Source organism: Thermocrinis jamiesonii (genome assembly GCF_000702425.1).
GTDB lineage: Bacteria > Aquificota > Aquificia > Aquificales > Aquificaceae > Thermocrinis > Thermocrinis jamiesonii.
Genome location: NZ_JNIE01000002.1, coordinates 123155 through 138591 on the forward strand (window position 1 = coordinate 123155; position 15437 = coordinate 138591).

Sequence of the window (15437 nt, forward strand, 5' to 3'; positions counted from 1 at the left end):
CCTACCTCCTGTAAAAGATTCCTTCTTCGGTCAAAACCGCATCTACCCTTTGATCCCAAGGGTCGCAGGGGATCTTTTCAAGGACCTGAAAGCTAAAGGCTACTCCCACCTTCAAACCCTTTACCCTCCCCAGTATCCTATCGTAATAGCCCTTTCCCATACCCAGCCTACAGCCTCTTTTGTCAAAGGCAACTCCGGGAATAAAGGCCAGTTCTATCTTTTCTGGATCTACCTCTTCGCACTCTGCGGGCTCAAGAATACAAAAACTACCGGCGCTGAGCGTTTCAGTGGAATGAACTCTGCAGAGCTTTAAGCTGTTGCCCACAACTTTGGGTAAAACGAGATCCTTTCCAGACTTGAGTATTTCGTCAAACATCGGAGAAATGTCTGGCTCTCCATCAAAGGGACAGAACGCTAAGATCACTTTAGCGTCGCCTAAAATACCGAAAGTTTTTATGTTTTCCAAAATCCTTTGGGAAAGTATGCGGTGCTCGTCAGTTGGTAATCCCCTTCTTAAACTTCTGATTGTATTTCTAAGTTCTTTTTTGCTTAGAGTTTTCATCTTCCACCTCCTGTTAAGGAGGGGAAGGCAAGAAAACCCACCCGGCCGTAGTGGAAGAGGCTTTGGTGGGCCCCGACATCAATAGGTGGGTGTCCTCCCAGGATGTCCTCGCTGGGACTATCCTGGAGCCCGGACTCCCTATAGCCTCACCTTGTGGACCCCAATTGTATCCTCTCCACTACAAGCGGGGCAGGCTTGCTTTACCTTAGGCTCACGTTAAACTCTTTCTTTAAGTCTTCCACCAACTTAAACACTATGCTGTTGGCTTCTTCGTCAGACATACTACCTTTTGTGCTTCTCAAAAAGAGCCTAATACTGACACTTTTCTTGCCTTCCCCAAGCACTTCTTCGTTAGTCCATACGCTAAAAACGCTCAAATCTTCCACCTCTTCCAGGTCTCTAATATATAAAATTAATTTATCCACCGATTGCCCTTTGTCCATAACCAGAGAAATGTCCCTAACCACAGGAGGATAATTGGAAATGCTTTTATACTTAACCTTATTAGGTTGAAGCTTTTCAACTTCAAGTTCAGAGATCAGAACGCTACCTTTTATATCCAGCTCTTTCTGTATGAGTGGATGAAGAACCCCTAAAAATCCTACCCTTTGTCCTCCAACGATAAACTCTACCTGAAGGTTAGGATGCAGGAATGGATAGTTGGACCTTTGGGAAAAGTGCTCCACGCTTATATAAGTTAGAAGGTCTGAAACCAAAGTCCTAAAGTCTTCCAAAGAGTGACTATCGCAGGACAAAAGCCCTAATCTTTTTTCTTCCCCGTTTTCAAAGAAAACTTTGCCTAACTCAAAGATGGCTACCTGTTGAACAAAGTTCTTCTTATTGTAAAGGCAAGATTTAATCAGAGAGGGAATTAAGGATGTGCGCAAAAACCTTTCGTTTTTTAGCAGAGGATTTGTTATTTCAATTTTTGGCGGTTCCAAGCCCAGGATCGTATAAAGCTCTAAGCTTTCGTAAGAAAAGTTAAGCACTTCAAAAAAACCTCTGGAAGACAAAAAGTTTCTTATTGTGCTTTCAAGTCTGTCAATTCTTTTTGCCTTAGAGGGGATAAATAAGGGCTCCTGCCTTAGGCTGTCATAGCCTTTAACCCTTATTAGCTCTTCCACCACATCTGCCTCTCCCTTTACGTCAAAGCTTCTAAAGGCGGGCACAAAAACATTCAAACCGCAGGTAGATTCAGAGCATTCAAAACCGAGCCTTTGTAAAACCCTAAGGGCAAACTCCTTGTCTAAGTCCTCTCCCGTATATCTTTTGTATTTTCCAAAAGATAGAAAGACCTTTAAAGCTTTGTATGGCTCAGGATATACGTCCCTTACCGCATTCACTTTGCCTCCAGCCAATCTTAGAATTAGTTCTGTAGCAATGTTTTGATAGCGCTTTAAGGCGTCAATGTCTACGTTCCTTTCAAACCTGTAGGAGCTTTCAGTTTGTATTCCCAAGCTTTTGGCAGATTTTCTGATTCTGTATGGGTCAAAGTAAGCAGCTTCCAACAAAACGTTTGTGGTGTTTTTATCCACTGCACTGTCCAAACCACCAACCACACCCGCTATGGCTAAAGGCTTTTTGCTGTCTGCTATGATCAGGTTTTGTTCGGTTAGTTGTTTGTATGCACCCGTTAGCGTGTTTATACCTTCTCCCACCCTTGCACTTCTTACTACTATGTATCCTTCTATTTTGTCCCAATCAAAAGCATGAAGAGGTTGTCCCCTTTCCAGCATTATGTAGTTGGTTACATCCACCACGTTGTTTATACTCTTTATTCCACACTGCCAGAGCCTTCTTTTTAGCCAAAGGGGCGCATCCTTTACCTTCACTCCCTTTATGAGAACCCCTCTGTATCTTTTACAATGCGGATCCTCTATCCTTATGTCTAAGCTTCCAAAGTCCTCCAGCTGATATTCTTTTGTCTGCTTCATAGGGCGGTCAAAGAGTGCGGAAAGCTCTCTGGCAACGCCAATGACACTGAGAAGGTCACCTCTGTTTGGTGTGATCTCTATCTCCAATATTGGCTCTCCAAATCCAAGAACTTCCTTACCGGAGGTGCCCAAAGGATAGTCCTCATCAACCTTTATAACTCCTTCTGAGCGGTCCTCCAAACCAAGCTCGGAAGCAGACAAAAGCATACCCTCTGAAACCACACCAAAAAATTCCTTCTCTTTGATAATTTTTCCTCCCACCTTTGCCCCCGGAAGGGCAACCAAAACACCCTCACCTTCTCTTAAACTTGTGTCTTTGGTTATTACCTGAAGCGCCCTATCTTCCCCTATTTTAACCTTGCAGACCTTTAGACCCTCGCCTTTTGGATGCTCCCAAAGACTAACAACCTTTCCAAAAACCACACCTTCTAATTCTGCATCCCACACACTTAGGTTAGTCTCTACGCTCCTTAGAGTTAAAGCCCTTGCTATGTCCTCTGGCTCTATTCCTTCCAGATCAACAAATTCATTAAGCCAACTTAGCGGAACTTTCATGGAGTTTAGATCTTTATATTCTGACTACCACACAGGTAAGTGCTTCTTTCACCCCCTCTAAGGAGTGGATTTTGTTTATCACAAGTCTTCCCAATTCATCCTGATTTTTTACTTCCACAAATACTATAATGTCGTAAGGACCAGTTACCACGTCCGCAGTTTTCACTCCATCAAAGGTGGATAGGGCTAACATAATTGAAGGTATTTCCCTTGGATCCGCCTTTATGAGTATGTAGGCTTTGATTGAATACTCAGATTCTAATTCCATCAGCTCGGTTATGGACATCGGATAATTTTCTGGCCTCGTTTGCATTCTCATCCTCCTGAAGAAGTATTTTAACCAACTTTTCCGAACCTATAGGATCTTTTTTTATCTCCCTTAGGGCGTGGTAAAGAAATTTTCTAAACTTAGGTTCCCTTCTTTCCACATCTGCCCAAAGGCTCTTTATTTTAACTATTCTGTCTTCTATCTTAAGAAACTCAAGCCACCTAAAGAACTTCTCTACTTCGTCCCACACAATAATCTCACCTTTTTCCTTTTCCCTTAAGCGTCCCCTTAGGTTCTCCTGAGATATGACCTTTAGGTCATCTATGTTGTAAAGGAAAGCTTGATCCACCTCGTTTATGTCCGGTTCTGCGTTTCTTGGCACAGATATGTCTATGATAAACATAGGCTTGTAGTCCCTTTTCTTCATAGCCTTCTCAACCATGTTTTTTGTAAGCACATAATTTTTAGCACCGGTGGACAAAAGAACTATATCAAACTTGTGTAGATGATCCTCCAGCTCGTTATAAACTATTACGTTACCCTCCAACTCCTTAGCCAGTTCTAAAGCCTTTTCGTAAGTTCTGTTGGCTATAAAGATGTTAGCCTTTAGTTTTTTGAAATACTTGGCTGCAAGCTCTGCCATCTCCCCGGCTCCTATCAACAAAACCTGAGCCTTGCTCAGATTGCCAAATATCTGCTTGGCTAACTCCACAGCAACATAGCTTACTGAAACCGCACTCTTTCCTATACCTGTCTCTGTTCTCACTCTTTTGGCGGTTCTCAAAGCTTTCTCAAAAACCCTGTTTAAGATCTTCCCAACTGTGCCCACATCCCTTGCTATTTGAAAAGCTTCTTTAAACTGAGATACGATTTGGCTTTCGCCCACCACCATAGAATCAAGACTGCTTGATACTCTAAAAATGTGAGCTATGGCGTCTTTACCTTCCAAAAAGAAAGAGTATTTTCTGTAGTTCTGACTAACTCCCTTTATATCCAAAAAACTTTCTACGATGGCATAAACTTGGCTATAGTCTTCGCATACAGTGTAAAACTCCACTCTGTTGCAAGTATTAAGCATTACCAATTCCTTTGCACCAGAGTATGATTTTATCGCAGGCAAGAGGTTTTTTATCTCCTCTTTACTACAGGCTAAGATCTCCCTAACGCTTATGGGAGCTGTCCTAAAGTTAAAACCCCATACAAATATGTTCTGCATCACATCATATAATAATATAGACCTTTGGCATAAATTAATAGACTTATGAAGACATTATTTAACAAAGAGCTGATAGAGAAGTATGACAGACCTGGACCAAGATATACAAGCTATCCCCCCGCTACTGAATTTCACACTGGAGTTGGAAAGGAGGATTACAAAAGAAAGCTTTTGGAAAGCAACAAAAAGAAAAGACCCCTTTCTATTTACGTGCATATACCTTTCTGTGAAAGCGCCTGTTGGTTTTGCGGATGCAATGTAATCATATCCCACAGAAAAGACGTGTCAAGAAAATACTTAGATTACTTATACAAAGAAATAGATCTTATCAGTCAGTATCTTGACTTATCCAGACCAGTGGTTCAACTTCATTGGGGTGGAGGCACTCCAAACTTTTTAACCAACGAAGAAATGAGGGAGCTGTATGGAAAGCTAAGTCAAACTTTCCAGATAGATAAAGAGGGAGAGATAAGCATAGAAATCGACCCGAGGTATCTTTCAGAGGGTCAGTTGGAAACCATAAGGGACTTAGGTTTTAACAGAATAAGTATGGGACTTCAGGACTTGGACGAAGAGGTGCAAAGGGCAATAAACAGAATACAGCCAGAATCTTTAATGAAAGAGGTTATGAAAAGGCTAAGAGAACTTAACTTTAAAAGCATAAACATAGACCTTATATACGGGCTTCCCTATCAGACACCAGAGAAGTTCAAAAGAACCATAGAAAAGACCATAGAGCTTAACCCAGATAGGGTAGCGGTTTATAACTTTGCCTATGTGCCTTGGTTAAAGCCCTTGCAGAGGAAGATAGACCCAAACACCTTACCCCCTCCAGAAGACAAATTAAAGATCTTGGAAATGACCATAGAACTTTTCCAAAAGGCAGGCTATCTCTACATTGGTATGGATCACTTTGCAAAAGCTGAAGATGAGCTTTCTATAGCCCAGCAAAACGGCACCCTGTGGAGAAACTTTCAAGGATATACCACCAAAAAGGGTGTAGATCTTATAGGTATAGGTGCGACATCTATAAGTATGCTGGAGGATGCCTACTTTCAAAACTACAAGACCATAAGGGAATACTACCTGGCTTTGGATAATATGGACCTTCCCACCATGAGAGGGTATATTTTGAACGAAGAGGACTTGATTAGAAGAGAAGTTATCATGGACCTTATGTGCAACTTCCGGTGCGAGTTTGATAAGATAGAAAATACCTTTGGCATATCCTTTGAAGACCACTTTGAAGCAGAACTATCTAAGCTTAAAGAAATGGAAGAGGACGGACTTTTGGAGATAAAGGACAGGTCCATAAGGGTATCGCCAATGGGAAGGCTTTTAATAAGGAACATAGCCATGGTCTTTGACCAATACCTACCACAGAAAAAAGAGCTTCGCTTTTCCAGAACAATATGAATCTTCTAAGCGTCCAACAAGTAAGCAAGGCATACAAGTTACAGGTAGGCCTGTTTAAAAGTAGGAACTTCTTTGCCCTTAAAAGTGTGAGCTTGCAAATAAAGGTGGGTGAAATTTTAGCACTGGTTGGAGAGTCTGGTTCTGGCAAAACCACTTTGGGAAAACTCATTCTAAGGTTGGAAAAACCAACTGAGGGTAAAATCTTCTTTGATGGCAGGGAAATTTCAAACTTTGGTAAAGAATACACCCGCTATGTATCCGCAGTTTTTCAGGACCCAGCTTCTTCTTTAAATCCACGTATGAGCGTAAAAGAAATACTGGAAGAACCTTTAATAGTTCACAAATACAGAGACAGGGAGAAAAAGATCCTTTATGCACTACTGGAAGCAGGTTTGACTGAAGAGTATCTGCACAGAAAACCCTATCAGCTTTCCGGAGGGCAAAAACAGAGGGTTGCAATAGCAAGAGCTACCGTATTGGAACCAAAGCTTATAGTTGCTGACGAGCCAACCGCTTCCTTGGATGCGAGCCTCAGAAGAGGCATACTTGAGCTTTTCTTAAAACTAAAACTTAAGGGCATATCTGTTCTTTTGATAACGCATGATGTTAGGTCTGTGGAGTATGTTGCAGATAGTGTGGCGGTCCTTTATAGAGGCAGGCTCTTAGAGATGGGGACAAAACAGCATGTTTTAAAGTCACCTTTACATCCCTATACTAAGTATCTTATACAGAACATGCCTGCAGAACATCCCTCTGAAAGAAAAACTTTAAAGACTGTTGACGTGCAGATGTATTCAGAGGAAGCTTGTCCTTTTTACCCTCTGTGCGAGTATAGGATGGATGAATGTAAAGCAGAGTTAAGGGAGGCATTCATAGATGGAAGGTTCGTCTGCTGTAATATATACTGAACTGGCGGTATTTGTCTTTCTTCTCTATCTTTCTGGTTTTTTTTCTTCGTCGGAGGTGGTCTTTTTTGGCACAAACCGCTATCTTCTTAGAAAATACTCCCACAGCAGACTATATAAGTTAGTAATCAAACTCCTTTCAAAGCCCCGTGAAGTTTTACTTTCCATTCTTATAGGAAATGAAGTTGCAAACGTGCTTCTTTCCGCTTATGGCACCACATTATTCGTATCTCACTTTGGAGAGGGTGGTGCGACCTTTTCCGCTTTGCTAATAAGTTTTCTGATATTTATTTTTGGCGAAGTTATACCAAAAAACGTAGCCCTACACTTTGCTACACGCTTGTCCTTATTCTACTCAGTTCCTTTTTACTTAATACACACCCTGCTTTACCCTCTAAGGGCTATATTCAGCAGATCAATTGGCAGTCTTTTACCCATGACCGAAGCGGACCAAGATAACGATAAGGAGAAGGTCTTTTGGGAAATATTTGACATCGGATACGGAAAAGGACTCTTCAGCGAGGAAGAAAAAAAGATGGTAGAGAAAGCTATATCTATAAAAGAAACCACTGTTAAAGAGATAATGACGCCAAGACCGGACCTTTTTCTTTTGGATGAAGAAAAAACGGTGGGAGAAGTTTATCAGAAGATTTTGGAAAGAAAGCATAGCAAAATTCCGGTATATTCGCAAAACCCAGATAGTATAACAGGTGTTATTTTTGTAAAAGAGATTGTTCCCTTTGAAGAAAATTTAAACAGAAAGTTAAAGGAGTTTAAAAGGGAAGTACTGATAGTTCCCGAAGTAATGGTGTTGAAAGATCTGATATTGGAAATGCGTAAAAACAACTCTCAGATAGCAATCGTAGTTGGCGAACACGGTGAGCTTGTGGGAATTGTAACCATAGGAGACATACTTGAATTTCTCTTCGAGGAGTTCCCAGAAAGCTGGGAAGAGAATTTTCAGCAAGTGGGTAGGGGGGTATACAGGATTTACGGTTGGGTTGATGTGGAAACTGTTTCAAAAAGGCTTGGGATTGAGCTTCCGGAGGATTATGAATACGACACAATCGGAGGCTTTGTCATGAAAAACCTTGCCAAGGTTCCGGAAGAGGGGGATGAGTTTGAATATGGTGGATACAAGTTTGTGGTGGATAAAATGGAGGGCAACAGAGTAATAAGTCTTTTGGCACTGAGTTTAGAAGAGCAAAAGCTCTAATCTATTAAGCTTACCTTATCCCAGCTTACCGGGATAAAGCCCCTTTCCTTAGTCCATTCTTTGGCTTTTAGATAATTTACTGCGTTTGAATAGCTCACTCTTAGGGAAAGGTTTTTTTCTAATTCCTTTCTCAACTCCGTTAATTTGCTGGCGTATTCTTTAGCCACTCTTATAGAATAAGCGGAGTAGAGAAAATTCAAAGTTATTAGTAAGATTGAAAGCACAATATACCTCATATCTTAACTCCAGCCCTTAGTTTAGCACTCCTGCTTGCTGGGTTTTGCATCACTTCCTCCTTTTTGGGAGTTATCGGCTTTTTTGTGAGAATCTTAAACTGATAGGAGTGTTCTTTGAAAAACTTTTTTACTATCCTGTCTTCAAGGGAATGGAAGGATATAACTACTAACCTGCCACCACTTCTTAGGTAGGTTGGCACCTTCTCCAAAGCGATTTTCAGATGCTCCAACTCCCTATTTACCTCTATCCTTATAGCCTGAAACACCTTGGTAGCAGGATGGATCTTGCCCCGTCTTTTCAAAACAGAAAGAATTACATCCACAAGCTCCTTTGTGGTTTCTATGGGTTTTTTACTTCTCTGCAGGACTATAGCTTTGGCAATGGCCCTTGCCTTTTTTTCTTCCCCATACTCTCTTATTATTCTCTCCAACTCTTTTTCTGAATATCTGTTTACCACATCGTAAGCGGTGATCCTATCCTCAGGATCCATTCTCATGTCCAACGGATCGTCCCTTTGAAAAGAAAATCCCCTCGGACTTTTGAGTTGATACATAGACACGCCCAAGTCAAACAAAAAACCATCAACTAAGGCTATGCCTTCTTCTTTTAAAACCAAGTCAAAATCAGAATAATTAGCTTTGTATAAGCTAAATCTTCCGTCAAACTCCTTCAGGTTTTCCTTTGCAATTTCAAGGGCATAAGGGTCTCTGTCTATGCCTATTAGAAATGCCTCCGGATTTTTCTCCAGTATTTTTCTTGCATGACCTCCAAGCCCTACGGTGCAATCTACAAAGATCTTTCCGCCCCCTCCCAAAAGTAGATCTACAGCTTCTTCAAGTAAAACGGGTTTGTGCATAAAGCTCCAATTGTCTTACCGGCATAAAGCTTTTCCTGTGTATTATAGTTGGTTTGTTTAACCTTAGGCTTTTGATGTGCTCCTTTGTAGGATATCCTTTGTTTTTTTGAAAATTAAACTGAGGAAAGATTTGGTGGTAGTGCTCCATGATTCTGTCTCTTAACACCTTTGCCACTATAGACGCACACGCACAGCTAAGGCTCTTTTCATCTCCCTTTGTTAAAGCTATGCAGTTGTAGTTTTCCAACTTTACGTGATCTGTGATAACTACGTCAAATTTCATCTTAAGATCTTGCAAAGCCCTTTCCATTGCCAACTTCGTAGCCTTCAGAATGTTAAGCCTGTCAATTACCGTGCTATCCACCACTGCTGTGCCTACAGCCAAAGCTATCTGTTTTATATATTCGTAAGCGTCCTCTCTTTCCTTTGAAGATAGTTTCTTTGAGTCTCCTTTTATGAATGGTTGTGTAAAGGGAGGGAGAATTACCGCACAGGCTACCACTGGTCCTGCCAAAGGACCCCTTCCTGCCTCATCCACACCTGCTACTGTAAGCCCTTTCTCCCAAAGGGGAATTTCCCACTCAAGCATTACTTTTTCTTCACTTCCCAAGGCTTTATTTCCTTTACTTTGCTGAGCGCTTCTTTACCCTTGTATTTTCTAAGGTAGTAAAGTTTTGCTCTACGCACCTTACCATACTTAACAAGCTCTATTTTCTCAATGTTTGGGCTGTAGTAAGGGAATGTTCTCTCTATACCCACACCGTAAGATTCCTTACGAACCGTAAAGGTTTTACCCAAACCAGAACCCCTTATCCTTATTACCACACCTTCAAAGGGCTGTATTCTCTCTTTATCGCCCTCCACGATCTTGTAATACACTCTAACCGTATTTCCCACCTTTAACTCTGGATATTCCTTAGCTGGGATGTATGCTTTTTCTATGTCTTGTAGTAAGCTACTCATGGCTATACCTCCGTATTCAAAAAAGGTTATTATAACATAAAAGGAGAGTTAAGGTGCGCTTAAAAAAGCGATACGGACAGCATTTGTTGGTCTCCCCCGGCGTGGCAAAAAAGATTTTGGACGTTGCAGAATTAAACGAAGGAGATGTTGTAGTAGAGATAGGTCCCGGCACAGGAAGTTTAACTAAAGAAATCTTAAAGACTTCTGTAAAGGAAATTCACTGTATAGAGATAGATCCAGATATGATTAAAGAACTGAAAAAGTTGGAAGACAAAAGGTTAAAAATCTATCACGCAGATGCTTCTGAGTTTAATTATTGCAAAATCGGAAAACAAATAAAGATCTTGGGAAACTTACCATACAATATGGCAACTCTTATAATTGAAAGAACAGTTTTTTGTCACAATTGCATAAATTTGGCAGTTTTTATGGTCCAAAAGGAGGTAGCAGAAAAGCTCATAGAGGGCACTTCTTGGCTTGGTTGCTTTCTTAAAACCTTCTTCCAAATCACCTATGTTATGACGGTGCCACCCAGATTTTTTTTACCACCACCAAAGGTCCAGTCCGCAGTCATAAAGCTCGTCAGAAAGGAAGAAAAATTGAATATAGATTTGAAAACATACAAAGCATTTCTGACAAAACTTTTCTCCTTTAAGAGAAAGACCTTAAGGAACAAATTTCCAGAGGATATACTAAAAAAAGCTTTTATAGACCCTTCAAAAAGGGTTGAAGAACTTTCTTTAGAAGAGATACAAAGACTTTTCTTTGCGTATCAGCTAAAGGAACTCTAAGGTTTATTTACGCTCCAAAATCCTCTCCCCTCCTCCATGGCTTTCTTTTGGGCTTTGAGAAGTCTCTCTTGATATTTCACGTTTGGTGGGATAGTATAAACTTGTGCCATTCCTTCAAGCAGTAATAACTCGTTTAACATTCTGCCGTCCTTAAGCCACACGTAAGCAAGGACTCTACCGTATCTATCTGTAGGCTGGACATCTTGTTCCAAATAGACTACCTCTCCCTTGGGTAAAAGCTTTTTCGTATATTCAGTAGCCTCTTTTCCCATCCTTAGGATCTCCTTTTTACTCAATCCTGTCCTTTCTGCATCCCTTTCCAACTTGGGACCTTCCCTACTTTCTGGAGTATCCACCCCTATCAGCCTAACTTTTATCTCCTCCCCATTTTTTAAGGTGCAGGTAAAAGTATCCCCATCTATTACCTTTACCACCCGACAAGGTATCTTAGCCTCGTTTTCCTCTTTGTTAGCCTTTGTGCTTTCTTTACACGAATAAGAAAACAGAAGAAGCAAAATATAGAATAATATAACTGTGCGCATTTTCTAGTTATTATACTTGTTGAGTGAGAAAGAGGAAAGGTATAACGCTTTTGGCTTACCTTTATGGCTATAGCGGTTTCAGAAAAAGCTATGCGCTTAGGTAGTTTCTCATCCGACGTGTTATTTATACTTTATCCTTCTATGAAGATAAACTTGGTTCTTTCGGGTGGCGCGGTAAGGGGTATAGCCCACATAGGTGTTATAAAAGCTTTGGAAGAGCTTGGTTTTGAAATAGTTGGTGTTAGTGGGGTTAGCGCAGGTGCCTTAGTAGGGGCTTTCTACTGCGCAGGCTATACACCTGAGGAGATGCTGAAAATAGTAAAGGACAGAGAGTGGATTAGATACATAAAGCCAAGGATTCCCAAACTTGGGTTTTTTTCCCTTTTAAAAGGAGAAAAGTTTCTCAGAAAATACCTGAAGGTGGATAGGATAGAGGAGCTGAAAAAAGAATTTCATGTGTGCGCCCTTGATATAATTACTGGAAAGACTATTTACTTTTCGGAAGGTGATCTTTATAGAATCGTTTTAGGAAGTTGTGCTTTGCCCGGCATTTTTGAGCCCGTTAGATACAAACACTTTCTATTGGTAGATGGAGGAGTTACCAACAACCTGCCTGTGGAACCTTTTTTGAAAAGGGATATACCGGTGGTAGGCGTAGATGTCAATCCCATGGATCCTGCAGACAGGCCCAAAAATATAGTAAGCATACTGTTGAGGAGCTTTGTCCTTGCGATTAGGTCCAACGTAGAAAAAAGGAAAGAGCTTTGCAACTTTTTAATCGTGCCGGAGTTGGGAAGATACAGCTTACACAATCTATGGAAGGTAGATGAAATTTATCAACTTGGTTACAGAAAAGGTTTGGAGGTTATGAAAAGATTTATCAATGAGCAATAAACTTCTCATAGATCCGTCTGAAGGTAGGATTAAAGTTGCCAAAAAGGTTACAAAGCTTGCACTACCTATTATTCTTTCAAACCTTCTTTATACGGTAGAAAGTACGGTTTCTATAGTTTTAGTGTCTGGGCTTTCTTCCACCGCAGTAGCCAGTGTGGGATATTCCGCAAGTATGCTGTGGTTTATCTACTCCCTCATGGCACTCTCCTATACTGGCACGTCTGTGTTAGTAGCTCAGAGGGCCGGAGCGGGCAAAGACCCTTCTCCTGCCTTTCTATGGGGCTTGATCATATCATTCCTTATAGCCCTACCCCTTACCTTCTTTGGTACAGACCTAACAACCTACTTGATGGTGAAATTTGGCGCTTCTGAGGAAGTAGCCAAACTATCTTCTAAATACTTAGACCCCATCTTTACGTTCATTACAGTTGGCTTTATCACAGAAACGTTTTATGCCGCCTACAATGGTTACGGAGATACAAAAAGCCCTTTTAAAGTATCCCTCCTTATGAGCCTTATAAACATTAGCTTTGCCTACCTGCTTATCTATGGCAAATTTGGTTTTCCGAGATTGGAAGTGGAAGGGGCTGGATGGGGTGTGGCCCTTTCGGAGATCTTTGGACTTATAGCTTACCTATACCTTTATCTATTCCACAAAAAACCCTTTCCTATTAAGCTTAGCTTTGAAAAAGATGTGCTTTTTAGAACATTCAGAATAGGCCTTCCCACTGCGCTGGAGAGAGGAATAACCAGTCTGTCCTTTAACGTATTCGTGGGTATGGTAGCAAGTTTTGGAGACAAGGCTCTTGCAGCGCATCAAGTAGGCCTTAGGGTAGAGAGTGTATCCTTTATGATTGGCTTTGGCTTTATGGTCGCATCCACTGTTGTATCTGGACAGAACTTTGGAGCTAAAAATTACAGAGGCTTGGAATACGGCATATCCACAATCGCACATCTTACCGCTTCTATAATGGGACTGGTGGGTATATTTTTGATAGTATTTCCTGCCGAGCTTTCGCAATTGTTTGTGAAAGATAAGGAGGTCATCCACTTGGCAGTTTATTACTTGATAATTGTCGCTCTGTCCCAACCTCAGATGGCTTATGCGAGCATATACTCCGGCGCACTAAAAGGCATGGGGAAAACCCAAATTCCCCTTATCATCAACATAACTTCTTTTTGGCTTTTCAGAATAATTCCATCCTATGTTTTCTTAAAACTCTTTCCTTCCCCTTTGGTCCCTTGGGTTTTTATGAGTATAGAAACTACACTAAGGGCAGCTATATTTTACTTTGCTTATAGAAAGACTATTTCTAAGTTAGTTTAATTCTTTTCGTGTGTCTCATTCCCTTACCAATCATCAACCGGTATGAGTCTTCTTACCGCCTCCACTTTTTTTGTATCTGCCAAGCTTACCAAAATACTTTCCCCTTCTTCGGAAAAGGCCAGCACATTTCCCCATGGGTCGTATATGGCAGAACAGCCTGCGTATTCCTCTTCGCCAATTTTCCCCCACGCGTTTGAAAGCAGAAGAAAAGTCTGAAGCTCTATAGCCCTTGCTCTTGAAAGAACCTTTAGATGTTCTTTCCTTTTTGCACCCCACATAGACGGCACCGCTATGATCTGAGCTCCTTTTTTCCTTAGATCCCACCCCAAACTCGCAAACCTTAACTCAAAGCATACGAGAATACCAATCCTTCCGTGCCTTGTTTCAAACACAGGGTTTTCTGCACCAGGAGAAAAATACTTGTTCTCCCTGTAAATAGGAAAGAGTTTTATCTTGTCTCTCCTTCCCACAAGCTTGCCCTCAGATATTACAAAAGCGGTGTTGTAAAGCTTTCCTTCCCTCTCCTCCGGATACGTGCCCACCAGCGTAAGATTTTTACTCCTGGACAATTCTTTGAGCTCCTCCACCACCTCTTGGCAGTAAATTACCTGCCTTTTTAGGTTTTCGTAATCAAAACCCAAAAGAAACATCTCCGGGACAACCACAAGGGCATCTTCCAAGTGTTTTAAAAAACTCAAAAGTTTATCCTTGTTCTTTTGCACACTGCCAAAGACAACATGCCACTGCAAAACCGCAAGCTTTGTCAAGGAGGTGGTACCTCCTCCAGTATAGCCTTTATCAGCTCTTCCCCTTCCACCCCTTCCCTTAAGACCATCCTGTGGGCCAAACAATGAGGAGCTAAGTCCTTTATATCCTCCGGCACTACATAGTCCCTGCCCCTACAGTAAGCTAAGGCTTTCGCACAGTTTATAAGATGTATGGCACCCCTTGTGGAAACGCCCAAAATAACCTCAGGATGTTTCCTTGTTCTGGTAACTATTTCAACCACAAACTTTGCTATGTCGGGAGATACGTAAAACTTACTTATTTGATGCATGGTCGCCAGTATTTCGTGAGGTTTTACCAAAGGAGTTAGCTTTTCCACCTTTTCCAAAGGATTGTCCCCTCTGAGAATGTTAGCTTCTGTTTCCTTGTCTGGGTATCCGATGGATATTTTCATGCTGAACCTGTCCAACTGAGATTCTGGCAGTGGAAAAGTTCCGTACATCTCTATTGGATTTTGGGTTGCGATCACAAAAAAGGGTTTTGGCAGTTCGTAGGTAACGCCATCCACGCTAACTTTGGCTTCTGCCATGGCTTCCAAAAGAGCGCTCTGTGTCTTTGGAGTAGCCCTGTTAATTTCGTCAGCCAAAACTATGTTGTGGAAGATAGGACCATGCTTAAATACAAAGGACTTTTTGGACTGGTCATATACGCTCACACCCAGTATGTCCGAAGGTAAAAGGTCGCTGGTAAATTGCACACGGGCAAAAGACAGACCTAAAACCTTTGCAAAAGAAAGCGCTAAGGTGGTTTTGCCCACTCCTGGCACATCCTCCAAAAGCACATGCCCACCCGAAAGAAAGCAAACAAGGACTTTGAGAATCACATCCTCCTTTCCTTTTAATACAGAACTTACCCCTTCAACGATACTTTGAGGATTCATTAGCTCGGTTAATATTTTAATGTAATGAAATATCTGATAATAGCTTTCCTTGTAAGCCTTATGCTTAGCTATGCTTTTACTCATTTTAA

General features: G+C 41.3%; 17 protein-coding genes. 6 read left to right on the forward strand and 11 right to left on the reverse strand.

All coding sequences use genetic code 11. From position 1 onward, the window contains the following. Position 1 precedes the first annotated feature (1 nt). The 4 genes from K217_RS0100770 to hemA all read right to left on the reverse strand — a co-directional run bounded on the left by K217_RS0100770 (position 2) and on the right by hemA (position 4535). Positions 2-562, reverse strand: coding sequence for a 5-formyltetrahydrofolate cyclo-ligase (locus K217_RS0100770; RefSeq protein WP_029551234.1), 561 nt, complete (start codon positions 560-562; stop codon positions 2-4). A gap of 200 nt (positions 563-762) precedes the next feature. After that, on the reverse strand, positions 763-3051 hold the full coding sequence (gene pheT, locus K217_RS0100775) for a phenylalanine--tRNA ligase subunit beta (protein ID WP_029551235.1): 2289 nt from the start codon (positions 3049-3051) through the stop codon (positions 763-765). A gap of 13 nt (positions 3052-3064) precedes the next feature. After that, positions 3065-3364: an Lrp/AsnC family transcriptional regulator gene (locus K217_RS0100780; RefSeq protein WP_029551236.1), complete on the reverse strand. Its 300-nt coding sequence runs from the start codon at positions 3362-3364 to the stop codon at positions 3065-3067. Then, on the reverse strand, positions 3303-4535 hold the full coding sequence (gene hemA, locus K217_RS0100785) for a glutamyl-tRNA reductase (RefSeq protein WP_029551237.1): 1233 nt from the start codon (positions 4533-4535) through the stop codon (positions 3303-3305). Before hemA ends, K217_RS0100780 begins: the two co-directional genes overlap by 62 nt. A 45-nt stretch (positions 4536-4580) precedes the next feature. On the opposite strand from hemA, the gene hemN reads away from it, so the two are divergent. Genes hemN through K217_RS0100800 form a run of 3 tightly spaced genes read left to right on the forward strand, consistent with a single transcriptional unit; the run spans position 4581 to position 8072 of the window. Next, entirely contained in the window at positions 4581-5951 is a 1371-nt protein-coding gene (gene hemN / locus K217_RS0100790) for an oxygen-independent coproporphyrinogen III oxidase (protein WP_029551238.1), read from the forward strand. Continuing rightward, a complete protein-coding gene (locus tag K217_RS0100795) occupies positions 5948-6859 on the forward strand; it encodes an ABC transporter ATP-binding protein (RefSeq protein ID WP_029551239.1) in 912 nt (303 codons plus the stop codon). The genes hemN and K217_RS0100795 overlap by 4 nt, the downstream gene beginning before the upstream one ends. Beyond that, a complete protein-coding gene (locus K217_RS0100800) occupies positions 6828-8072 on the forward strand; it encodes a hemolysin family protein (protein WP_029551240.1) in 1245 nt (414 codons plus the stop codon). Before K217_RS0100795 ends, K217_RS0100800 begins: the two co-directional genes overlap by 32 nt. Here K217_RS0100800 and K217_RS0100805 read toward each other — a convergent pair. From K217_RS0100805 to rplS, 4 genes are read right to left on the reverse strand one after another with little or no spacing between them, the layout of a single operon-like run. Further along, entirely contained in the window at positions 8069-8308 is a 240-nt protein-coding gene (locus K217_RS0100805) for a hypothetical protein (protein ID WP_029551241.1), read from the reverse strand. The two genes, K217_RS0100800 and K217_RS0100805, sit on opposite strands and share 4 nt — an antisense overlap. Next, on the reverse strand, positions 8305-9165 hold the full coding sequence (gene rsmH, locus K217_RS0100810) for a 16S rRNA (cytosine(1402)-N(4))-methyltransferase RsmH (RefSeq protein ID WP_029551242.1): 861 nt from the start codon (positions 9163-9165) through the stop codon (positions 8305-8307). Before rsmH ends, K217_RS0100805 begins: the two co-directional genes overlap by 4 nt. Further along, positions 9143-9754 (reverse strand): ribonuclease HII, encoded by a 612-nt coding sequence (locus K217_RS0100815; RefSeq protein ID WP_029551243.1) that lies wholly within the window; start codon positions 9752-9754, stop codon positions 9143-9145. Before K217_RS0100815 ends, rsmH begins: the two co-directional genes overlap by 23 nt. Then, on the reverse strand, positions 9754-10128 hold the full coding sequence (rplS, locus tag K217_RS0100820; protein ID WP_029551244.1) for a 50S ribosomal protein L19: 375 nt from the start codon (positions 10126-10128) through the stop codon (positions 9754-9756). Before rplS ends, K217_RS0100815 begins: the two co-directional genes overlap by 1 nt. A 53-nt stretch (positions 10129-10181) precedes the next feature. Here rplS and rsmA point away from each other — a divergent pair, with 53 nt between their 5' ends. Continuing rightward, positions 10182-10919: a 16S rRNA (adenine(1518)-N(6)/adenine(1519)-N(6))-dimethyltransferase RsmA gene (gene rsmA / locus K217_RS0100825; RefSeq protein ID WP_029551245.1), complete on the forward strand. Its 738-nt coding sequence runs from the start codon at positions 10182-10184 to the stop codon at positions 10917-10919. Here rsmA and K217_RS0100830 read toward each other — a convergent pair. After that, complete coding sequence (locus tag K217_RS0100830) at positions 10916-11461, reverse strand: thermonuclease family protein (protein ID WP_029551246.1); 546 nt, start codon at positions 11459-11461, stop codon at positions 10916-10918. The two genes, rsmA and K217_RS0100830, sit on opposite strands and share 4 nt — an antisense overlap. Before the next feature lie 63 nt (positions 11462-11524). Here K217_RS0100830 and K217_RS0100835 point away from each other — a divergent pair, with 63 nt between their 5' ends. Together K217_RS0100835 and K217_RS0100840 are read left to right on the forward strand one after the other, a co-directional pair. After that, positions 11525-12355 (forward strand): patatin-like phospholipase family protein, encoded by an 831-nt coding sequence (locus tag K217_RS0100835; protein WP_231476963.1) that lies wholly within the window; start codon positions 11525-11527, stop codon positions 12353-12355. Next, positions 12345-13682, forward strand: a complete 1338-nt coding sequence (locus K217_RS0100840) for an MATE family efflux transporter (RefSeq protein ID WP_038028054.1) — start codon at positions 12345-12347, stop codon at positions 13680-13682. Before K217_RS0100835 ends, K217_RS0100840 begins: the two co-directional genes overlap by 11 nt. Positions 13683-13705: 23 nt before the next feature. Here the strand turns inward: K217_RS0100840 and K217_RS0100845 are convergent, their stop codons facing one another. Then, positions 13706-14449 (reverse strand): carbon-nitrogen hydrolase family protein, encoded by a 744-nt coding sequence (locus tag K217_RS0100845; RefSeq protein ID WP_029551249.1) that lies wholly within the window; start codon positions 14447-14449, stop codon positions 13706-13708. Then, positions 14446-15432: an AAA family ATPase gene (locus K217_RS0100850; RefSeq protein ID WP_338065577.1), complete on the reverse strand. Its 987-nt coding sequence runs from the start codon at positions 15430-15432 to the stop codon at positions 14446-14448. Before K217_RS0100850 ends, K217_RS0100845 begins: the two co-directional genes overlap by 4 nt. Positions 15433-15437: the final 5 nt, after the last annotated feature.